Below are 20,167 nucleotides of genomic sequence, written 5' to 3' on the forward strand. Positions count from 1 at the left end.
ATCCCCGACGAGGAGAAGCAGCGTCGCGTGGACCTGCAGAAGCAGATCATGAACGCGGTGATCACGGGCCAGGGCTGGGATGGCATCCCGGAGGCGACGCGCAAGCAGGCCGACACCGCGTGGTTCCGCAGCGTGCTGGTCTGGGACCCGGCGCCCGTGATGAAGAAGGTCAAGCAGCCCCTGCTCATCGTCCACGGCGAGCTCGACAAGCAGGTGCCGATTCAGAACGCCGAACTGCTGAACGGTCTCGCGTTGCAGCGCAAGAAGGGCACGACGGCGATGGTGCTGATACCGGGCATCAACCACCTGCTGGTGCCGGCAAGGACCGGCGAGGTGTCCGAGTACGGCGCCCTCGGCGACGCGCGGGTCAGCCCGGACGTGTCGACGCGAGTGGTTGAGTGGCTGAGGAACCACTGACCGGTTGCCCGTTGCCGGATTGCCGGTTGCCGGTTGCCGGTTGCCGGTCACTCATACCTGAGCGCTTCTATCGGGTCGAGTCGTGAGGCTCGGACGGCGGGGAGTGTGCCTGCTATCAGGCCGACGACCATCAGGATCGCGGTGCAGATGCCCAGCAGTTCCAGTGACAGCACGAGGTGGATGTCCGTGCGCCTCGTCATGTCGTCGAGCAGTTCGGCCAGGAAGGGGCGTGGACTCACGGCCCGGACCATCAGCCATGACGCGACCACGCCTGCCAGGCCGCCGAGGAACGTGATGAAGAACGCCTCGAGCATGAACTGGAGCAGGATCTCGCGCCGGCGCGCACCGAGCGCCTTGCGGATGCCGATCTCGCGCGTCCGCTCCGTCACCGACACGAACATGATGTTCATGATGCCGACGCCGCCGATGGCCAGCGTCAGCACGCCGATGAACGTGAGCACGGCCTTGAGTCCCACGGTGATGCCGTTGACCGTGGCCATGTTCTCGACCGAGTCGTTGATGTTGAGCGCTCGCTCGTCGGCGGAATCGAAGCGGTACTTCTTCCCGAGCGTCTCCCGCACCTGGCGCAACGCCTTGTCCTGCTGCATCGGGTTGACGGTCTGGAACACCAGCGTGGCGAGATACGTCGTGTCGTGCAGCTCGCCGGCTGTCGTCCACGGGATGAAGGCGCAGTACTTGTCCGGCGCAAAGTACGAGGACATCTGGACCTTGTCCTCCATCACGCCCACGACCTCGAACGGACGGTTGGCGATGCGCACCGTCTGCCCGACGGCCTGCTGCGCGCCGAACAGCTTGCGCGCGATCTCGTAACCGAGGAACACCACGCGGCGGCGTTCCGCGACGTCATCGTCGCTGAGCCATCGGCCCTGGCCCTTCGCGGGGCGCTCGCCGCGCATGCTGCCGTACACGACGTTCACGCCGCGCACCGCGTACGTGGACGACTTGTCGCCATGCGTGATCGGCACGCGCGTGATGTACTCCGGGCTCGCCGCCTTGATCGCCGGCAGCTGCGTCAGCAGCGTGACGTCTTCCGGCTTCAGGCGAATCCGCCGGCCCGCACGCTGGCCGCCGGCCTGCAGGCTCGTCTGCCCCGGCCAGATCACCGCCACGCCCTCGCCGAACGCGTTCCTGAATCCCACCATCAGCGCTTCGTGGAACCCGTTGCCATACGCAAGCAGCATCACCACCGAGACGATGCCCCACGAGATGCCCAGCATCGACAGCGCCGCGCGGAGCCTGTTGCGTGCGATGCCGTACGCCGCCTCGCGCACGACTTCCTTGGCCATCTGGATGGTCCGCGCCACGCCACGCACGCGGCGTGGAGTGGTTGTCGGAAGCGCGGTGTCGATGGTGGTCATCTCGCTCACATCTCGTAGCGCAGGGCTTCGGTCGGTGGCAACTGCGCCGCCTTGCGGGCGGGGAGCGTGGAGGCGACCACGCCGATCGCGACAAGGGCGACGAGCGCGAGCAGGGCGTTCGACCACGTGATGACCATGCCCGAGAAGCGGATCGGCAGTGTGGCGAAGACGTTGACGGCCGTGCAGAGTCCCACGCCGATCAGCATGCCGAGACCGCCGCTGATCATCGTGAGGAAGAACCCTTCGAGGAAGAACTGCCGCTGGATGGCCGCCGTCGTCGCCCCGAGTGCCTTGCGCACGCCGATCTCGCGCGTGCGGTCCTTCACGGCGATCAGCATGATGTTCATCACGCCGATGCCGCCGAGCGCGAGCGTCACGAGCCCCACCACGCGGAAGAAGCTCGCCATCGCGCCGATCATCCTGTCGAAGAACATCGTCTGCAGCGACGTGTCCCAGACGTTGATGGCGTCCCTGTCGTCGGGGTCGAACGCCTTGCGCCGCGCGAGGATCTCCCTGATCTCCTTCTCGAGCGGCCAGTCGACGTCTTCGACTCGCCCCGTACGCGCGGCCAGCACGCCACTTAGCCCGTCGATCACTTCCTGGCGCGGCATGACCAGCATCTGGTGGATGCTGCCTGCCGGCGCGTCGGTGCGCGGGAAGTACTTCGCCATCACCGAGAAGGGGACGAAGATCTTGCCGTTGTCGGGTCCGCTGTAGCTGCTGTCCTGATCCTTGCGGCGGATCCGCCCCACGATCGTGAACGGCGCGCCGTTGACGAGCACCTGTTCGCCGATCGGATCGCGATCACCGAAGAGCTGCTTGCTCATCTCCCAGCCGATCACCGCGACCTGGCTCTCGCTGGTCTCGTCGGTCCACGACAACTGGCGCCCGAGATCCACCTCGATCGTCCGCATGAACATGTACGGCGGCTCGACACCATGGATCGGGACGGACGCCTCGTTGTAGGCGCTCTTGACCTTCCCGCCGCGCTGGAGCTCAGGACTCACCAGGCTCACCAGGCGCCCCTGCGCCTGGACCGCCCTGGCATCGTCGGCGGTCAGGGTCAGGAGACGGCCGGCGCGCTCACCGCCCGCCTGCCTGGTGGTGCGCGAGCCCCACACGATGCTCATGTTGCGGCCGAACTCGCGCAGCACGGCGTTGTTGCCGCGCTGGAAGCCCTCGCCGAGCGCCGAGAGCACCACGATCGACACGATGCCCCACATGATGCCGAACATCGTGAGGAAGCTCCGGAGCTTGTTGGCCCGGAGGTTGTCGATCGCCTGGATGAACGACTCGCGCATGATGACGGCCCGGCGGGCTCAGGACGGCAGGATGACGCGGTCGCCCTTCTTCACCCCGTCGAGGAGCTGCGCGCGCGTGCCGTTACCGATGCCTACCTTCACGGGAACCCTTCGGCGGCTCGTGGGCACCGCCGGATCGTAGAGATCCACGAATGCCTGCCGCTGCGCGTCGTAGCTGATCGCCGCTTCGGGCACGATGAGCGCGTCTGGCCGCTGCTCGAGGATGATTTCGGCGTTGGCCGTCATGTTGGCCTTCAGCTCGTTGCCCGGATTGTCGATCGACACCTTCACCTCGAAGGTCGTGACGTTGTCCTTCTCGATGCCCATCGGCGAGATGAGCGTGACGCGGCCGTCGAACGTACGGTCCTTGAACGTCTCGACACTGATGCGCGCGGGCTGCTCGTACTTCACTCGGCCGATGTCGGCCTCGTCGACCTTGCCGCGCACGAAGACCTCCGCGATGTCGCCGAGCGTCATCACCAGCGTGGCGTTGGCGCCGAGGTTGAGGATCGACGACACGGGACTGCCGACCTCGACGTCGCGCGTGAGCACCATGCCGGAGATGGGCGCGCGGATCGTGGCGTTGCGAAGTTCCTCGTCGGCGCGTTCCAGGTTCGCGCGCGCCTGCGACACCTGCGCGGCGGCCTCAGACACTTTCGCCTGCGACACGACAAGCTGGCCACGCGCCGCCTTCTGACGGTTCACTGCCTGCTCGTACGTGCTCTGCGCGAGATCGAGCTCCGACTGCGGCAGCAGCTTCTGATCGGCCAGGTCGCCTGCACGCTGCGCCGCGCGCCTGGCGAACTCGACGTCGGGCCCCTCGGCCTCGACCTTGTTCTTCTCGAGCTGCGCGCGCGCCGCGAGCAGCGCCGCCGCGGCCGCCTGCACATTCGCCGTCGCTTCGCGCACGCGCGCCAGCAGGTTCTCCTTGTCGAGTTCCGCCAGCACGTCGCCCGCCTTCACGACGTGGCCCACGTCCACGTGCAGCCGCTCGATGATGCCGTTGGCCTTCGACTTGATCTCGACTTTCGCGATGGGCTCCACCTTGCCGGTGGCAACGACCGAACGGATCATCGTGTCCTGCTCGACCGTCGCGAGGCGCGACGCCTCGAACGTCGCCTCGGCGGTGTTCCCGCCCAGCCACGCGTACAGCCCCACCCCTACGGCCAGCGCCACCACCGACACCACGCCGACGCGCCTGTTCATCTTGGTCACGGGAAGTTTGACGGGAAGGATGAAGGGGGAGTTCGGCATTCCCGCCCCGCCCTCACGCGCGGCGCTACGGCGCGGCAAGCATTTACCCGCTACAATCCCCAGCCATGGTCATCGGGGTTCCGCGCGAGCTCGTACCCGGGGAAGACCGGGTTGCCTTGGTTCCCGCCAGCGTGGGACCGCTGGTCAAGTCCGGCGCGCAGTTGATCGTCGAGCCGGGTGCAGGCCTACGCGCGGGCCACTCCGACGAGGCCTACGTGACGGCGGGCGCCACGCTCGCGACGCGTGACGAGGTCCTGTCGCATGCCGACGTCCTTCTCCAGGTCCGCGCCGGGGCCGCCTCCGGGGCGTACGGTGCGGCCGACGTCGCGCGGCTCACACCACGGCAAACGGTGATCGCGTTCACGGATCCGCTCGGCGACGTCGAGTCGGCGCGCACGTTCGCCGCCACGGGCGCCACCATAGTCTCGATGGAGCTCATCCCGCGCATCACGCGGGCCCAGAGCATGGACGCGCTCTCGTCCATGGCCAACATCGCCGGCTACAAGGCCGTGCTCATCGCCGCCGCCACGCTGCCGCGCATGTTCCCGATGATGATGACGGCGGCCGGCACCATCAACCCGGCGCGCGTGTTCGTGATCGGCGCGGGCGTGGCAGGCCTGCAAGCGATCGCCACGGCCAAGCGGCTCGGTGGACGCATCGAAGCCTACGACGTCCGCGCGGCGGTAAAGGAACAGATCGAGAGCCTCGGCGCGAAGTTCGTCGAGCTGCCGCTCGACACGGCGGCATCGGAAGGCCAGGGCGGGTACGCCGCGGCGCAGGACGAGTCCTTCTACCGTCGCCAGCGCGAGACGATGGCGCGGGTGGTGGCGCACAGCGACGTGGTCATCACCACGGCCGCCATCCCCGGCCGGAAGTCGCCGGTGCTGATCACGGCGGACATGGTCGCCAGCATGGCGCCGGGGTCGGTGATCGTCGATCTGGCCGCCGAACGTGGCGGCAACTGCGAGCTCACGAAGGCCGACGAAACGGTCGTCGTCCACGGCGTCACCATCCACGGGCCGACCAACCTGCCGGCCACGGTGCCGTACCATGCGAGCCAGTTGTACGCGAAGAACCTGACCACCGTGCTCGCGCACCTGCGCAACAAGGAAGGCGACCTCGTGATCGACACGGCCGACGAGATCACGCGCGAGATCCTCATGGCGCACGGCGGTGAGGTAATCGCGCCGCGCCTGCGCGAGGGCCTCGGTCTCCCACCGCTCCCCGCTCCTGTCGCGACGACAGCGTAGAACGACAGGCTGACGCCGATGTGGATCCTTCGCACCGTGCAGGGGCATGAACCCACCCTGACATTCCGGCTCCTGCCTGGCACCATCAAGACGCTCGGACGCGCCGTCCGCGCGGACTTCATCGTTGACGCCGCGATGGTGTCGCGCCTGCACTGCCGCCTCACCGCGCAAGCCACGGGTCAGCTCGAAGTCGAGGATCTCCAGAGCACCAACGGCACGTACGTGAACGGCCGCCGCGTCCACAAGGCCACGCTGCTGCCCGGCGACACCCTCCGCGTCGGCCGCGTGGACCTCGTCCTCGTCCACGCGTCGCTGAACCAGGTCGACACGACGCTGGAAGTCGGCGGCGAACGCGAAACGCCGGTCTGAACCAGAGCGGGCTTCCACCTTCGCCCTCCGGGCTACGGCGGACAGGGCGCCCGGCCCGTCACCCTTCCCCTGGCACAACGCACAGGAGGTTCGATGGCTCGAATTGCCGCTGCATTCGTCTCGCTGCTCGTCCTCGTCCCGGCACTGTCGAACGCGCAGGGCGCCGGCACGCCCGACGATCGGGCGATCCGGGACGTGATCGGCGCATACGCGGCGGCGCGCGACGCGCAGGATCCGAAGGCCACGCAGGCGCTGTTTGTCACCGATGCCGATCAACTCGTGTCGTCGGGCGAGTGGCGGCGCGGGCGTGACGCCCTCGTCACCGGCGCCATGGCCTCGTCGGCGCGGACCGCCGGCACGCGCACGCTCGACGTCGAGTCCGTGCGCATCATCGCCGGCGACGTGGCCATCGCTGACGCGCGCTACGAGATTCGCGATGCAGCCGGCGGCGTCGCCCGCCGCATGTGGTCGACGTTCGTCCTCGTCAGGCACGACGGTGCGTGGCGCATCAGCGCCATCCGCAACATGCTGCCTGCTGCGCCGTAGAACCGCAGCGGCGGCGGGCGCCAGCGGGTGGCGACAACGCGAAGGAGAGGCCCGCTACGGCAGACGCACGTACGACCCGCCGGGAATCAGATACTGGATCGGCCACAGCTCCCCGGCAGTAGCGACAACGTGTCCGGCGTCGAAGAGTTCAGCGTCCGCCGGCAGATCGAGTGTGAGGTCAGGGACCACTGATGCCGCCGACACGGCGAGCAGCGCGGAGGAGCCCGTTGCCGTGACTGAGAGAGTCGTCGGTCGCAGGTGGTGTGTCGCGAAGTCGCGCACGACTGCCACCGCCTCGATCGCGTCGACCAGATACGGACGACCCGTGAGCAGTCCGTTGTAGACGTGGTTGGCCATCACGCTCGCCAGCGGATGGTCGTGCCTTTCGTCGCCCTTCAGCGCTTCGATGTACGGGTGGGTCGCAACGTCGTACGGCATGCGCGTCTCGCCGGTCCCGGGGAGATCGAAGCTGAGGACGTCCGAACCGGCTGCGAGCGCGCGCGCGATCTCCGGCCAGCGCTCCGCCGTGACCTTTCCCCGAAGATCGACGTGCAGCACCGCGGGGCGCCGCGCGCTGCCGCCACGGTGGATGTGCAGCAGGGGGACTTCCTGCGTCCCCGCGTAGCGCAACAGGTAGCGATCGATGGTCACGTCCCGCCAGGTGGTCGACCCGGTGCGCGTCCACACCACCGCATTGGCCCCGGGCTGCCCGCGATCCGGGTCGACGGTCCTGGCCGGCAGCGGAGAAGCCTCGAACCATTGCTTCAGGAACGTCGTCAGGTCCGTCTCCCGCGCACCGCGATGCGCGTCGTGGTACTCGCGGATCACATCGGTCAGGCTGCGGCCTGGCAGGTCGACCCGTACCTGGCCGATGGTCGTGACGCGCAACCTGTCGTCTGGCAGCGGTTGCGTCTCCGGCAATGCCGTTGGCGGTTCCGTGCCGAACACGCGCGCCATGAAGCGATACGCCGAGAGCTGGCTCGAATCCGGGTATGAATGCCGCGCGTACGCCTCGGAGAGCACGACGCGATCGGCGTGGCCGAAGCGCGCGTAGGCCGCCTGCACGCGGCGGACCGTGAGGCGCGTACCCTCGATCGGAAAGAAGTCGCGCGCCACGGCGGAGACGTGGAGATGTCGGGGATAGGCCGCCAGCAGCAGGCCGACGTGATCGATGCCCGCGGCGACAAGGCCGGCGGGATCCTGCTCGGGATCGCTGTCGGGATCCTCGAAGATCCGGTTGGCCATCCGCATCGGGAGCGACGTGATGAACGCCGACGGCGCGACGATGGCGATGCGCGAATCCAGCGCGCCGATCCATGCCGACTGGAAGCCGCCGCCGCTCGTGCCCGTGATCGCGATGCGATCCGGATCGACATCGTCGCGCGTCAGCAGGTAGTCGAGCGCGCGCATGCCGTCCCAGACCATCCAGCGCGCGACGTTGGCGCCCGCCAGCGTCGCGAGGTTGCCGAGCACCGCGTGCTCGCCGCAGACGCGGTCGTAGCGCGTGTCGCCACGCGTCGCGTCCCAGAACTGGCTCCGTTCACCCTGGCCGATCGGATCCCAGCTGATGACCACGTACCCCAGCCGCGCGAGCCGGCCGCCGATACGCTGATAGTTCTCGTAGGCCTTGCCGTTGGTGGCGTGGCCTGCCGCCAGCAGGACCGCTGGCCGGCGCTGACGCGGTACGCCGTCCGCAGGCACGGGTACGTACACCACTGCCGTGACGTGAATCCCCGGGACACTCTCGAAGACGATGCGTTCCAGGCCGTAGCCGTCGAGCCGCTCGGTCCCCACGACCCGCGCGTTGAGTGGCGTGCGCGCGTCAGGCAGGCCGCCGATCGCGTCGAGCATCGCGCGCCGGATCTCCGCCTGCAGCGCGAGCAGCTCCCGTTCTGTCGCAACGGCATCGAGACGGGCCTGCCGTCGTGCGTCCTGAGCCCATGCCCGATCCACCTGTGCGCGAAGGTACGGCGTGACCTGCGGTCCCTCGACCGACGGCGCGCGCACGAGCAGCGCATCATCGCCCGGCTGCGCCCCCGCCGCACCGGCAGCGAGCAGCAGGCAAAGGACGCCGATGTAGTACCGCACGCAGCGGGCAAAGGCAGCGACGTTCATCTCCGACATATCGTCCTTCTTGTCATCGGCCGCCTGACAGTTGTGATCATGTCGCAGCAGCCAGGCTACCCCTGACGTACGTAGGGGTTCGTGCGCCGCTCCATTCCGATGGTCGTCGTCGGGCCGTGGCCGGGGTAGACGAGGCTGTCGTCGCCCAGCGGAAAGAGCACGTCGTTCACTGACCGCAGCAACGTCTCGAGGTTCCCGCCAGGCAAGTCGGTACGGCCAATCGACCCGGCGAACAACGTGTCGCCGACGAAGAGGTGGTTGGGCGGTGCCCGGCGTTCACCCGGTTGCCGGTCGCCCGTTGCCGGTTGCCGGACCTGTAAACACACCTGCCCGGGACTGTGTCCGGGCGTGTGGTGGGCGTCGATGGTGCAGTTGCCGAACGTCCAGTGCGGCTGCTTGTCGAACCACGCGTCGACGGGTGGCTGCTGGCGCATCCTGATGCCGAACGCGATGCCCTGCTGCACGGCGCGCTCGTACAGGAACCGATCGGCCTCGTGCAGCACGATCGGCACCTGCCACGCGGCCTTCGCCTCGTCGCACCCCGCGATGTGATCGAGGTGCGCGTGCGTCAGCATGATGTAACGCACGCTGACGCCGCTACGACGAACGACGTCGATGAGCTGCTCGACTTCGTGGCCGGGGTCTATGACGATAGCCTCGCCCGAGTCGGGACAGGCCACCACATACCCGTTCTTCTCGAACGGCGGCGCGGCACGGGATTCGATGAACAATGCTCGAAGCCTCTTATCTGGGCCGACTTGGCCTGATTTCGACCTTGCTCGGGAGGCTGCGCGACGAGTGGCCCAGCAGGTCGAACACCACCTGCGCCACATCGTCTGGCGACAGCTTCCAGGCGTTTTCCGGGCTGTCTCCACCAGGCGAGAACGCCGTCTGGACCGAACCCGGCATCACCGTCGACACCCGGATGTCGTCCTGCCGGACCTCGAGCATCAGCGAGTCGGCGAACGCGTTCAGTCCCGCTTTCGATGCGCAGTAGGCCGCGCCGCCTGCGAACGAGTTGCGGCCGGCAAGGCTGCTGATGTTGATGATCCAGCCGCCGCCGCGCGCACGGAGTGCCGGGATCGCCGCCTTCGAGCACAGGAACACGCCCGTCAGATTGGTGGCGATGAGACGATGCCAGTCCTCGTCCTTCATCTCCGCGACGGGCACGAACGTGCCGACGCCCGCGTTGTTGACGAGGCTGTCGACGCCGCCGAACCGCTCGACGGCCGTCCGGACCAGCGCGCCGGCCGTCGCGGCGTCAGCGACATCGCCCTGAACGGTGGCGACGCTGTCGCCGAATCGAGCCGAGACCGCGTCGAGACCGCCGGCCGACCGTCCGGACACCACCACGCGCGCGCCGCGCTCCACCAGGCCGCTGGTGAGCGCGAGACCGATCCCGCGCGTGCCGCCCGTGACGATGGCGACGTGGCCGTCGAGTTGAGGCTTGGAAGTCATGCCCCTTACACTACCGGGGTCGCGCGGCGCCCGCCACGCCTTCTTCGATGCCTTTCGTCGCCATCCTCGGAGCCGGTCCCCTCGGCGGAGCCATCGCCCACGCCCTGGCCTGCCGCAACCGGTTCGACGAGGTGCGCCTGATCGATCCGGAGAAGACGCTTGCCGCCGGAAAGGCGCTCGACATCCTGCAGTCGGGCCCTGTCGACGGCTCCAGCGCGCGCGTCACGGGTCATGCCTCCCTCGACGCCGCCAACGGCGCGTGGGTCATCCTCCTCGCCGACCCTGTCGCGCCAGACCCTGTCGCGCATCTCGGCGACCTGCATCGTCGATCGCCAGGCGCCATGATCGTCGCCGCGGACGCCGCGCACGCCCTGTCCATCGGAAGGGCCGTCGCGACAGGGGCCGTGCAGCCCGACCGCATCATCGGATCCGCGCCGGCGGCCGTGGCAAGCGCCGCGCGCGCGTTGATCGCGCTGGACGAGGACATCAGTCCCGCACTCGTCCATGCGGCTGCCACGACAGGGAATGCTTCCGGCACCTGCCGCATCGACTGGACGCGCACGACCATAGACGGCGAGTCGGCAGGCACCGTCCTCCACCGCGAACGTCAGGACCGCCTCGACGCCCGGCTTGCCGCCCTCGGGTCGCCGGGTCCCCTCACGCTCGCGTCGGCCGCGGCACGACTGGCCGAAGCGGCATGGTTCGGGTCGCGCGTGCCGCATCCGGCATGGTGGGTCACCGATGGCGGTGCCGGCCCCCCCAAGGTCCACGACCTGCGCTTCGCGCCCGGCGGACGGGCGCGCGTGACGCGCTGACGTGCTGACGTCCCTGCTCATCGTGGCCGCCATGGTCGCGGTGACGGCCCTCTACGTCGCAGCCGAGTTCGCGGCGGTCTCCGTACGCCGCAGTCGTGTCAGGCAGCTCGCCGAGGACGGCCACGCCACGGCGAAGCGCCTGCTCCCGATCCTCGAGGACGCCACCGGGCTCGATCGTTACATCGCCGCCTGCCAGGTGGGCATCACGCTCTCGAGCCTCGTCCTCGGCGCGTACGGACAGATCGCGTTCGGTCCGGCGCTCTCGAACCTGCTCCAGGCGCGCGCCGGACTCGAGCCCATTGCCGCCGCGTCGACAGCCGCCGGCACGATTCTCCTCGTCCTCACTGTCGGCACGATGGTCGTCGGCGAACTCGCTCCGAAGTCGCTGGCGCTCCAGTTCCCGACCGAGATGGCGCTCTACACCTACTGGCCGATGCGCTGGTCGTTGTGGTTGCTCGGGCCGTTCATCTGGTTCCTCAACGGGTCAGGCACGCTCATCCTCCGCATGCTCGGCAGCGGACACGGTACGCACAGACACGTCCACTCGCCCGAGGAGATCGAGCTGCTCCTCGCCGAGAGTCACGATGGCGGCCTCCTCGAGCCCGACGAACTGCGTCGCCTGCAGCGCGCGCTGCGCTTCAGCCTTCGCTCGGCGCAGCAGATGATGACGGCGCGAGACCGCATGCAGGCGATCGATGCGTCGATGCCCGTCGAGGACGTGCTGGCGATGGCGCTCGAGTCGTCGCAGGCCCACGTCCCCGTCTATCGCGGCACGATCGACACGGTCGTCGGCTTCCTCAACACGAAGCGGCTGCTCGTGAGGCACGTCGAAGGCAGGCCCGTCACGTCGCTGCGCGAGCTGATCCAGCCGGCGGTCACCGTCGACGCGCACATGACGGGCGACCGTCTGGTCGCCGAATTGCGCAAGCGGCGTGCGCATCAGGCGATCGTGCGCGACGCGCAGGGACGCGTCGTGGGCATGGTGACCCTCGACGACATCCTGTCGTCGCTGCTCGGTCCCACACCCGACGAGTTCACGCGATCGACACTGCGCATGAAGGCCCCGCGCGCCACGAGGGCACGCCCATGACGACGCTGATCGTCATCGTCGCGGTGCTCGTGTTGCTCAACGGCCTGTTCGTGGCGGCGGAGTTCGCCATCGTGGGCACGCCGCGCGTGGCCATTGACAAGCGCGCCGCGGCAGGCCAGCGCGTCGCCACGCGCGTGAAGCGCATCCTCGACGATCCCGTCGAGCAGGACCGCTTCATCGCCACGGCGCAGCTGGGCATCACGCTCGCGAGTCTCGGGCTCGGCATGTACAGCGAGCACGAAGTGGCGCACCTGCTCGAGCACTGGCTCGGCGGGCTCGGCGTGGCGCGCGTCATCGCCATCCCCACGCTCGCCAGCATCGTCGCGGTCGCCATCCTGACGTACGCGCACATCGTCTTCGGCGAGATGGTGCCCAAGTCGATCGCCCTGCAGCGCGCGGAACGGACCGTGCTCTGGATCGCGCCGGTGATGCTCGTCATCCAGACGATCTGCTACCCGTTGGTGCTGGTGCTGAACGCCCTCGGCAACCTGCTGCTGCGGCTCATCGGCATCCGTCGCCAGCACACGTCGCACGGGCACCTGTACTCCCCCGAGGAGCTCTCGCTCATCGTGGCCGAGAGCGAGGAAGGGGGTCTGTTGCGCGAGGAGTCGGGGAAGATCCTGCGCGAACTGTTCGAGTTCGGCAGCCTGACGGCACGCGAGGTGATGACGCCGCGGGTACGCCTGGCCGCGCTGCCGCTCGGCGCCGACGATGAGACGGTGATCGCCACGGTACACCGGCAGCCGTACACGCGATATCCCGTGTACGACGGCGACATCGATCAACTGATCGGCGTGGTCAACGTGAAGGACCTGCTGGTGCTGAAAGCACGCGGCGGCACGCTGCACAAGGATCTGCTGCGGCCGATCCCGGCGCTGCCGGAGACCGCCACGCTCGACGTCGTGCTGGAGACGATGCGCGAGGCGCGCGCGCAGATGGCGGTGGTGATCGACGAGCACGGCGGCACGGCCGGCGTGCTCACGCACGAGGATCTCTTCGACGAGGTCATCGGCGAGGTGGCCGAAGGCGCGACGGATCGCACGAGCATCTACCGCGACGCCAGCGGCGCGCTGCACGTCAGCGGAACGTCACGCGTCGAGGAAGCCGGCGAGGCGCTGGGCGTGGAACTGGAGCACGACGAAGTGGACAGCGTCAGCGGGCTGATCCTGATGCGGCTCGGACGGCCGCCGCACGTCGGCGACGTGGTCACCTACGATCACGTGCGGTTCGAAGTCGTGTCCGTCGAGGGACTCGGCGTGGCCGAGTGCGTGGCATCCGTCGAGGACGAGCCCGCGACAGACGCCGACGATGCCTGATCGTCACTGACGACAACGCGGCCGAACACCCGGCAGATGTGCGCGACGGCGAGGTCCTCGACCTCCTGCATGGGCGGCGCTACACCGAGCAGCGCCTCGAGCGACGTCACGCCCTTGTCGGTGATCCCGCAGGGAACGATGAGGCCGAAGTGCGTGAGGTCGGTGCTGACGTTGAGCGCGAAGCCGTGGCTCGTCACCCAGCGTGACATCCGCACACCGATGGCGGCGAGCTTCGCCTCGCCCACCCACACACCCGTCAGCCCCTTCTTGCGATCCGCGGAGAGGCCGAACGCACCGCACACGCCGATGAGCGCTTCCTCGAGGTCGCGCACGTAGCGGTGCGCATCCTGGCGGTCCGGCTTCAGGTCGAGGATGGGATAGCCGACCAGTTGTCCCGGGCCGTGGTAGGTGACGTCGCCTCCGCGGCCAGCCTCGACGAGATCCACGGACATCGCGCGCAGGTCGTCGTCTGACGCGAGCACGTGCTCGCGCGACTGCCTGACCTTCACGCCGAGCGTGATGACGGGCGGGTGCTGCAGGAGAACCAGCGTGTCGGGAATCGCATCTGCCTTGCGCGCGGCGACGAGGTCTGCCTGCAGCGCGAGACCTGCCTCGTACGGCACGACGCCCGCGCGCCGCACCACCAGCGGCGTCATCAGGCCCAGTTCTCGAGCGTCGCCTTCACCTTGCTCATGAACTCGTCGGCGACGGCGCCATCGACGAGCCTGTGGTCGTAGCCTAGCGTGAGGTAGCCGCGCTGCCGCATCGCGATCATGTCGTCCACCACGACGACGCGCTTCTCGATCGTGCCGACGGCGAGGATGGCCACCTGGGGCTGGTTGATGATCGGCATGCCGAAGAGCGTGCCGAACGACCCCGGGTTCGTGATGGTGAACGTGCCGCCCTGTACGTCCTCTGGCTTGAGCTGCCTGGCGCGCGCGCGTGCCGCGACATCGGCGATGCCCGCGGCGATGCCCGACAGGTCGCGCCTGTCGGCCTTGTGAATCACGGGGACGATGAGGCCCCAGTCGAGCGCGACGGCGAATCCGAGATTGACGTCCTGCTTGTAGGCGATGCGATCGCCGTCGATGGACGCGTTGAGCACGGGCATCGCGCGCAACGCGTCAGCCACGGCTTTCGCGATGAACGACAGGTACGTGAGCTTCAGGCCGGCCTGCTCGAACTCCGCCTTGCGCGCCCGCCTCGCCGCCGCCACGGCGGTGAAGTCGATCTCGAACACCGAGTGCACGTGCGCCGACGTGCGCCGGCTGTAGATCATGTGCTCGGCGATCTTGCGGCGCATCACCGACATCGGCTGCAGATCGACGGCTTCACCAGGCTGGAACGCCGGGATGTGGAGATCGAGTCCACCGCCCGATGGCGTCGAAGGCACCTGCGACCGTCGTGCGTCGATGTAGTCGAGGATGTCCTGCTTGCTCACGCGGCCGCCGATGCCCGTCCCCGGCACGTGCGTGATGTCGACGCGATGCTCTTCGGCGATGCGGCGCACGAGCGGCGACGATTTCCTGCGTCGGCGTTCGGCGGTGATCATCTCCACCGACGGCTCCGCGTGGTCGGGCCCGCTCTCCGGGTGGCTCTCGACGCCACTCCCCGCCGCGCTCTCTGGGTGGCTCTCGGCCGGGCTCTCGGCGCCACTCCCCGCCGCGCTTGCCGCAACCTCCCCGTCCGCACCTATCACCGCGACGACCGTGTCGATCGGGACCGTTTCGCCTTCACGCACGCGGATCTCGAGCAACACGCCGGCCGCCGGCGACGGGATCTCCGCGTCAACCTTGTCGGTGGAGATCTCGAACAGCGGCTCGTCGCGATCCACGACGTCGCCGACCTTCTTGATCCAGCGGGCGACGGTGCCTTCGGCGACCGACTCTCCCATCTGGGGCATCACGACGTTGGTGGGCATGACGGTGACAGGGCTTACGGCTCAGGACTCAGGGCAAGACCAGTCCTACGCGTGCAGCGGGGCTCCATGCGCGGCATGCGCGGCTTCACCGACGGCCTCCGACATCGTCGGGTGGGCCTGGATCGTGCGAATCAGTTCCTCCACCGTGCACTCGAGGCGCAGCGCGAGCGTGGCTTGCGCGATGAGTTCGGTGGCGCGGGGGCCGATGATGTGGACGCCGAGGATCTCGTCGTACTTCTTCTCGGCGACGATCTTGACGAAGCCTTCCGTCTCGTTGGCGATCCGGGCGCGGCCGAGCACGCCGAACGGGAACGAGCCGATCTGCACGTCGTAGCCCTTCGCACGCGCCTGCTCTTCGGTGAGTCCCACGCTGCCGATCTCCGGATCGCAGTACGTGCAGCCGGGGACGTGCTCGGACACGATCGGACGCACGGTGTGGCCCGCGATTCGCTCCGCCACGAGCACGCCTTCGGCCGACGACAGGTGCGCGAGCTGCTTGTGCGGACTGGTGCCGTGCGTGATGACGTCACCGACGGCGGAGACGCCAGGCACGTTCGTACGCAGCAGGCCATCGACCTTGATGTAGCCGCGCTCCATCTCGAGCCCGAGTTCCTCGGCGCCGAGTCCGTCGGTGACGGGTCCGCGCCCAGTAGCCACGAGCAGGTACTCCGCGGTGAGCGCCTCCGTGCTGCCGTCGGGCAACTGCGCGGTGACCTCCACGGCATCGCCCGTGTTGGTCGCCGCCGTCACCTTCGTGCCGGTGAGCACGCGGATCTTCTTCTTGCGGAAGCTCTTCTCCAGTGTGTCGGAGACCGCCGCATCCTCATTGGGCACGATGCGCGGCAGCAGTTCGATGATGGTGACGTCCGTCGTACCGAAGCTGTTGAAGATCGACGCGAACTCGACGCCGACGGCGCCACTGCCCATCACGATGATCGACTTCGGCACCTGACGCAGGTTCATCGCCTCTGTGCTCGTCACGATCCGCTCGTAGTCGAACGCGATCCCCGGCACGCTCCGCGGCGACGACCCTGTCGCGACGATGATCTCCTTGTTCGCCGTGATGCGGCTCGTACCGCCGTCGGCGTCGGTGACCTCGATTGCGCCCTGTCCGAGCAGCCGCGCCGACCCCTTGATCCACTCGATCCTGTTCTTCTTGAACAGATGACCGATGCCGCCGGTGAGCGTCTTGACGATTTTGTCCTTGCGGTCCTGCACGACGTTCATGTCGATGCCGACCGTCGCGCCTTCGCTCAGCGTGATGCCCCACTCTCTGGCCGACTTCGCGATCTTGTACGCGTGCGCGTGTTCGAGCAGCGCCTTGGTCGGGATGCAGCCCCAGTTCAGGCAGGTGCCACCCAGCGCGGCTCCCCGCTCCACCACCGCCGTCGTCAACCCGAGCTGCGCGGCGCGAATCGCCGCCACATAGCCGCCTGTTCCCGCGCCGATCACCACGACATCGAATGCGCTCGCCACGTCGCTGAATTCCTCTCCGAGGTCCCGCCTCTCGATAACCGGGAGGGCGGACGACGAAAACTCCTGATTATGGATCGGGCCGCTCGATTCCGGCACGCCCGTGCTTCCCGTAAGATTGCCCGACCGATGGCCCCTCCGCAAAAGACCGTCCTGATCGTCGATGACGATGAGGGGATGCGAGACACGCTCACGGCGATTCTCAAGCGCGAGTACCGCGTGATGGCCGTGTCGTCGGCCGAAGACGGCCTCTCGCGGCTACGCCAGAACCGCGTCGATCTGATGCTGCTCGACGTGCGCCTGCCTGGCATCGGCGGCCTGGAGCTGCTGAGGCAGGTGCGCGAGCAGCGCGACGAGGTCGAGGTGATCATGATCTCGGCCATCACCGACGTCGAGACCGCCGTTCAGGCGATGAAGCTCGGCGCGTACCACTACATCACGAAGGAATTCGACTACGACGCGCTACGCGCGCTCGTGCGCAACGCGAGCGAGCGGCAGGACCTGCGCAACCGCGTCGAGTCGCTCACCGCGCAGGTGCAGGCGCAGGACGAGGAGTTCGTGATGGGCACGAGCGTGGCGATGCGCTCGGTGGTGGGGCTCGTGCAGAAGGTGGCGCGGCTCGACACTACGGTGCTCATCACCGGCGAGAGCGGCACGGGCAAGGAGATGCTCGCGCGGCGGATCCACGCCGACTCGGACAGGCGCAAGGGTCCCTTCATCGCCGTCAACCTGGCCGCCATCCCGTCGGAGCTCGTCGAGAGCACGCTGTTCGGCCACGAGCGCGGCGCGTTCACGGGTGCCACGCGACAACAACTGGGCAAGTTCGAGCTGGCCAACGGCGGCACGCTGTTCCTCGACGAGATCGGCGACCTGCGCCTCGATCTGCAGGCCAAACTGCTGCGCGCCGTCCAGGAGAACGAGATCGAACGCGTGGGCGGGCGGCATCCGATCCGGGTCGACTTCCGCCTGGTCGTGGCCACCAACGCGGACCTCTCGGAAGCCGTCAGGACCGGACGGTTCCGCGAGGATCTCTTCTACAGAATCAACGTGATCCCCGTACGCCTGCCGCCCTTGCGCGACAGGATGGAGGATCTGGGGCAACTGCTCGACGTCTTCATCAGACGGTACGCGCTGCGGTTCCGCAAGGTGGTGCGAGGCATCGAACCTGCCGCGTTCGCCGTGCTGCGACGCTACACGTGGCCCGGCAACATCCGCGAGCTGCAGAACCTGGCCGAACGCATGGTGGCCGTCTGCGACAAGGCGGAGATCTCGGAAGCCGACCTGCCGCTCGAAGTGCAGCTCGCCGCGTTCGAACCTCCGCAAGCCGACGCGGCCGAGAGCCTCCTCGATCAGGCCGTGGCCGCCTTCGAGCGCAGCTATCTCCTCAAGGCCCTCCAGAAGGGCGACTGGAATGTCGCCGGCACCGCGCGCCAGCTCCAGCTCCCACTCAGCACCCTCAAGCACCGCATGGCCAGACTCGGCCTGAACGACGTCACGCGGCGGTTGAGGGATTCATAGTCCGCCAACGGGCCGGCTTGCCCCGCCCGCCCTGTCGCTCGTTCGACACATCGCAGATTCTGCCGACATGGCGGCCACTACAGTTTGTAGTTTCCGCAATCAGCAGCGGACGAGCCCGGTTGGCTGACAACACGTAAGACGTTGATACGAGGTGTCTTACCGCTCGCTTGCGTCATTTCCCGCATCACGGCACCGATCTGGCACCCCCAGCGCGTCATGCGCGCTTCGCGGTTCACCGTCGCCACACCCGTGCCTCGGTCTGACGAGACGCACCTGTTCAATTCGCTCACAGACACCCAGATCGTCGTCTCCACCGATGTTCTCGGATTGATCGCCCGCGTGGACAGCGGCGACGTGAGCGGTCTCGACGCTGGCTCGCGCGCGGCGGTCCACCAACTCGCCGAGCTCGGCTTCCTCGTCGAGAGTCGTGAGGCGGAAGACGCCGCGCTCGACGCGTACTTCCGCGACATCCGCGAGGACGCGAGCCATCTCCGCGTCACGCTCCTCACCACGCTGCAGTGCAACTTCGCCTGCGACTACTGCATCCAGGGCGACCACGGGACGCACGACTTCTCGGGCAGCCGGATGTCGCTCGAGACGGCCACCCGCGTGAGCGACTGGATCGAGCAGCGCCTCGACGCTCTCGGATCGCCCCGCTTCACGCTGACCTTCTTCGGCGGTGAGCCCCTGCTCAACCTTCCCGTCGTCTACGAACTCGCCGAACGGATGTGGCGGGCCTGTCAGTCGCGCAACGTCGTGATGACGATCTCGATCATCACCAACGGACTGCTCCTCACGGAATCCGTCGTCGATCGGCTGCTGCCATTCGGCCTCACGGGCGTGAAGATCACGCTTGATGGCGACAAGGCCTCCCATGATCGCCTGCGTCCCCTGCGCGGCGGCCAGGGCACGTTCGACCGCATCGTTGCCAACATGCGCGCGGTAGCGCACAAGGTGCGCCTCAGCATCGGCGGCAACTTCGACGTCGAGAGCGCGGCCAGCTACCCGGAACTGCTCGACTTCCTGCGCAGCCAGCCGTTTGCCGGCCACATCGCGAAGATCGCATTCAAGCCCATCATCCGTGGGCCGAATACAGGAAGGGGACTGTCGCCGGCGGTGTCGACCACCGGCGACGGGCGGCGCGTGATTCCGCTCACACCCGCACGGCCAACGGAGGCCGCGCTGGGAGGAACCTGCATGACCGTCGCGGGCATCGGCGTGGGACACACGCCCTGCGATTCATGCGGGCTGGCGGACGACCGCATGACGTGGCTCCGGGCCGAGACCCGGGCCCGCGGGTTCGAGACGCTCGATGGCCTGCACATGGGCCCGTGCGAGTTGCATCGTCGCCATTCGTACACGGTTGGTCCTGACGGGTCGCTCTTTGCCTGTCCCGGTTTCTCGGGCGAGCCCGATCAGCGAACCGGACATGTGATCCCGGCGCTGGACCCGGCACACGCGGCAGCGAGGGATCGCTTCGACACGCACGCGCCCTGGCGCGCGTGCGGCGATTGCGCCCTGATTCCGGTGTGCGGCGGCGGATGTTCCGTGGCCGCGCACAACGAACAGGGCGATCTGGGCCGGCCCAGCTGCCATCGCCCCGGCATGCTGGCGGCCCTCGACGAGATCGCGGCGGCTTCGACGGCCGTCACGGCCTGATTCCCGGGCGCGAGACCGGTTGCGTGAACGAGGACTGTCATGACCATCCGTGTCATCAAACGCGGCGTTACCCGCGAGAAGCCGTTCTGCCCGCTCCTGATCGACTATCCCTACGAGCAACCGGAACCCAAGCAGGACCCCGAGAAGAAGGGTCCTTCCGGGAATGGCGTGGGTAGGTCGGGCCGGCTGCGCGGGCCACTCGGCGGGTGAGCGGCCTGCTCGCCGGCCTTGCGCCGAGGAGAGCGGTGACGTAGAACCGCGGGATGCAGGACACCAA

General features: G+C 68.1%; 19 protein-coding genes. 10 read left to right on the plus strand and 9 right to left on the minus strand.

Annotated elements, in window-relative coordinates; genetic code table 11:
• Positions 1-417, plus strand: a 417-nt coding sequence (locus IT182_01560) for a prolyl oligopeptidase family serine peptidase (GenBank protein MCC6162016.1), incomplete at its 5' end; no start/stop codon positions are given.
• 47 nt (positions 418-464) lie between these two features.
• On the opposite strand, the gene IT182_01565 is transcribed toward IT182_01560, so the two are convergent.
• From IT182_01565 to IT182_01575, 3 genes are read right to left on the minus strand one after another with little or no spacing between them, the layout of a single operon-like run.
• Positions 465-1,796: an ABC transporter permease gene (locus IT182_01565; GenBank protein ID MCC6162017.1), complete on the minus strand. Its 1,332-nt coding sequence runs from the start codon at positions 1,794-1,796 to the stop codon at positions 465-467.
• A gap of 5 nt (positions 1,797-1,801) precedes the next feature.
• Complete coding sequence (locus tag IT182_01570) at positions 1,802-3,097, minus strand: ABC transporter permease (protein ID MCC6162018.1); 1,296 nt, start codon at positions 3,095-3,097, stop codon at positions 1,802-1,804.
• An 18-nt stretch (positions 3,098-3,115) separates the two neighbouring features.
• Positions 3,116-4,303 (minus strand): efflux RND transporter periplasmic adaptor subunit, encoded by a 1,188-nt coding sequence (locus IT182_01575; GenBank protein ID MCC6162019.1) that lies wholly within the window; start codon positions 4,301-4,303, stop codon positions 3,116-3,118.
• Positions 4,304-4,416: 113 nt separating this feature from the next.
• Between IT182_01575 and IT182_01580 the strand changes: the two genes are divergently transcribed.
• The 3 genes from IT182_01580 to IT182_01590 all read left to right on the plus strand — a co-directional run bounded on the left by IT182_01580 (position 4,417) and on the right by IT182_01590 (position 6,516).
• Positions 4,417-5,601 carry a Re/Si-specific NAD(P)(+) transhydrogenase subunit alpha gene (locus tag IT182_01580; GenBank protein ID MCC6162020.1) on the plus strand — a complete coding sequence of 395 codons (1,185 nt, stop codon included), beginning with the start codon at positions 4,417-4,419 and terminating at the stop codon, positions 5,599-5,601.
• Between the two features lie 18 nt (positions 5,602-5,619).
• Positions 5,620-5,970, plus strand: coding sequence for an FHA domain-containing protein (locus IT182_01585; GenBank protein ID MCC6162021.1), 351 nt, complete (start codon positions 5,620-5,622; stop codon positions 5,968-5,970).
• Positions 5,971-6,063: 93 nt separating this feature from the next.
• The gene (locus tag IT182_01590) at positions 6,064-6,516 is read left to right on the plus strand and encodes an SgcJ/EcaC family oxidoreductase (GenBank protein MCC6162022.1); all 453 of its coding nucleotides are present in this window, start codon (positions 6,064-6,066) and stop codon (positions 6,514-6,516) included.
• A gap of 54 nt (positions 6,517-6,570) precedes the next feature.
• On the opposite strand, the gene IT182_01595 is transcribed toward IT182_01590, so the two are convergent.
• From IT182_01595 to IT182_01605, 3 genes are all read right to left on the minus strand, one after another.
• On the minus strand, positions 6,571-8,631 hold the full coding sequence (locus IT182_01595) for an acetylxylan esterase (protein ID MCC6162023.1): 2,061 nt from the start codon (positions 8,629-8,631) through the stop codon (positions 6,571-6,573).
• A gap of 65 nt (positions 8,632-8,696) precedes the next feature.
• Positions 8,697-9,371: an MBL fold metallo-hydrolase gene (locus tag IT182_01600; protein MCC6162024.1), complete on the minus strand. Its 675-nt coding sequence runs from the start codon at positions 9,369-9,371 to the stop codon at positions 8,697-8,699.
• Between the two features lie 13 nt (positions 9,372-9,384).
• On the minus strand, positions 9,385-10,098 hold the full coding sequence (locus IT182_01605; protein ID MCC6162025.1) for an SDR family oxidoreductase: 714 nt from the start codon (positions 10,096-10,098) through the stop codon (positions 9,385-9,387).
• A gap of 47 nt (positions 10,099-10,145) precedes the next feature.
• Here IT182_01605 and IT182_01610 point away from each other — a divergent pair, with 47 nt between their 5' ends.
• The 3 genes from IT182_01610 to IT182_01620 are packed head-to-tail and all read left to right on the plus strand — an operon-like array spanning position 10,146 to position 13,319.
• On the plus strand, positions 10,146-10,913 hold the full coding sequence (locus tag IT182_01610) for a hypothetical protein (GenBank protein MCC6162026.1): 768 nt from the start codon (positions 10,146-10,148) through the stop codon (positions 10,911-10,913).
• A 1-nt stretch (position 10,914) separates the two neighbouring features.
• Positions 10,915-12,003: an HlyC/CorC family transporter gene (locus IT182_01615; GenBank protein MCC6162027.1), complete on the plus strand. Its 1,089-nt coding sequence runs from the start codon at positions 10,915-10,917 to the stop codon at positions 12,001-12,003.
• Positions 12,000-13,319, plus strand: a complete 1,320-nt coding sequence (locus tag IT182_01620; GenBank protein ID MCC6162028.1) for an HlyC/CorC family transporter — start codon at positions 12,000-12,002, stop codon at positions 13,317-13,319. Before IT182_01615 ends, IT182_01620 begins: the two co-directional genes overlap by 4 nt.
• Here IT182_01620 and lipB read toward each other — a convergent pair.
• Genes lipB through lpdA form a run of 3 tightly spaced genes read right to left on the minus strand, consistent with a single transcriptional unit; the run spans position 13,220 to position 16,716 of the window.
• A complete protein-coding gene (gene lipB / locus IT182_01625) occupies positions 13,220-13,975 on the minus strand; it encodes a lipoyl(octanoyl) transferase LipB (GenBank protein ID MCC6162029.1) in 756 nt (251 codons plus the stop codon). The two genes, IT182_01620 and lipB, sit on opposite strands and share 100 nt — an antisense overlap.
• Positions 13,975-15,240 carry a 2-oxo acid dehydrogenase subunit E2 gene (locus IT182_01630; protein ID MCC6162030.1) on the minus strand — a complete coding sequence of 422 codons (1,266 nt, stop codon included), beginning with the start codon at positions 15,238-15,240 and terminating at the stop codon, positions 13,975-13,977. Before IT182_01630 ends, lipB begins: the two co-directional genes overlap by 1 nt.
• 45 nt (positions 15,241-15,285) lie before the next feature.
• Complete coding sequence (gene lpdA / locus IT182_01635) at positions 15,286-16,716, minus strand: dihydrolipoyl dehydrogenase (GenBank protein ID MCC6162031.1); 1,431 nt, start codon at positions 16,714-16,716, stop codon at positions 15,286-15,288.
• Positions 16,717-16,842: 126 nt separating this feature from the next.
• Here lpdA and IT182_01640 point away from each other — a divergent pair, with 126 nt between their 5' ends.
• The 3 genes from IT182_01640 to IT182_01650 all read left to right on the plus strand — a co-directional run bounded on the left by IT182_01640 (position 16,843) and on the right by IT182_01650 (position 20,100).
• Positions 16,843-18,231, plus strand: coding sequence for a sigma-54-dependent Fis family transcriptional regulator (locus IT182_01640; protein ID MCC6162032.1), 1,389 nt, complete (start codon positions 16,843-16,845; stop codon positions 18,229-18,231).
• 216 nt (positions 18,232-18,447) lie between these two features.
• Complete coding sequence (locus IT182_01645) at positions 18,448-19,890, plus strand: radical SAM protein (protein MCC6162033.1); 1,443 nt, start codon at positions 18,448-18,450, stop codon at positions 19,888-19,890.
• A 39-nt stretch (positions 19,891-19,929) separates the two neighbouring features.
• Entirely contained in the window at positions 19,930-20,100 is a 171-nt protein-coding gene (locus tag IT182_01650) for a hypothetical protein (protein ID MCC6162034.1), read from the plus strand.
• Positions 20,101-20,167 lie beyond the last annotated feature (67 nt).

The organism is Acidobacteriota bacterium (genome assembly GCA_020845575.1).
Taxonomy (GTDB): Bacteria; Acidobacteriota; Vicinamibacteria; order Vicinamibacterales; family Vicinamibacteraceae; genus Luteitalea.

Excerpts from the sequence above, each read along its gene's own strand:
- IT182_01590 (MCC6162022.1), top strand. The coding sequence starts at position 6,064 with ATGGCTCGAATTGCCGCTGCATTCGTCTCGCTGCTCGTCCTCGTCCCG.
- lipB (MCC6162029.1), bottom strand. The coding sequence starts at position 13,975 with ATGACGCCGCTGGTGGTGCGGCGCGCGGGCGTCGTGCCGTACGAGGCA.
- IT182_01645 (MCC6162033.1), top strand. The coding sequence starts at position 18,448 with ATGCGCGCTTCGCGGTTCACCGTCGCCACACCCGTGCCTCGGTCTGAC.
- IT182_01605 (MCC6162025.1), bottom strand. The coding sequence starts at position 10,098 with ATGACTTCCAAGCCTCAACTCGACGGCCACGTCGCCATCGTCACGGGC.
- IT182_01580 (MCC6162020.1), top strand. The coding sequence starts at position 4,417 with ATGGTCATCGGGGTTCCGCGCGAGCTCGTACCCGGGGAAGACCGGGTT.
- IT182_01650 (MCC6162034.1), top strand. The coding sequence starts at position 19,930 with ATGACCATCCGTGTCATCAAACGCGGCGTTACCCGCGAGAAGCCGTTC.
- IT182_01640 (MCC6162032.1), top strand. The coding sequence starts at position 16,843 with ATGGCCCCTCCGCAAAAGACCGTCCTGATCGTCGATGACGATGAGGGG.
- IT182_01610 (MCC6162026.1), top strand. The coding sequence starts at position 10,146 with ATGCCTTTCGTCGCCATCCTCGGAGCCGGTCCCCTCGGCGGAGCCATC.
- IT182_01630 (MCC6162030.1), bottom strand. The coding sequence starts at position 15,240 with ATGCCCACCAACGTCGTGATGCCCCAGATGGGAGAGTCGGTCGCCGAA.
- IT182_01620 (MCC6162028.1), top strand. The coding sequence starts at position 12,000 with ATGACGACGCTGATCGTCATCGTCGCGGTGCTCGTGTTGCTCAACGGC.
- IT182_01585 (MCC6162021.1), top strand. The coding sequence starts at position 5,620 with ATGTGGATCCTTCGCACCGTGCAGGGGCATGAACCCACCCTGACATTC.
- IT182_01595 (MCC6162023.1), bottom strand. The coding sequence starts at position 8,631 with ATGAACGTCGCTGCCTTTGCCCGCTGCGTGCGGTACTACATCGGCGTC.
- IT182_01570 (MCC6162018.1), bottom strand. The coding sequence starts at position 3,097 with ATGCGCGAGTCGTTCATCCAGGCGATCGACAACCTCCGGGCCAACAAG.
- IT182_01565 (MCC6162017.1), bottom strand. The coding sequence starts at position 1,796 with ATGACCACCATCGACACCGCGCTTCCGACAACCACTCCACGCCGCGTG.
- IT182_01575 (MCC6162019.1), bottom strand. The coding sequence starts at position 4,303 with ATGAACAGGCGCGTCGGCGTGGTGTCGGTGGTGGCGCTGGCCGTAGGG.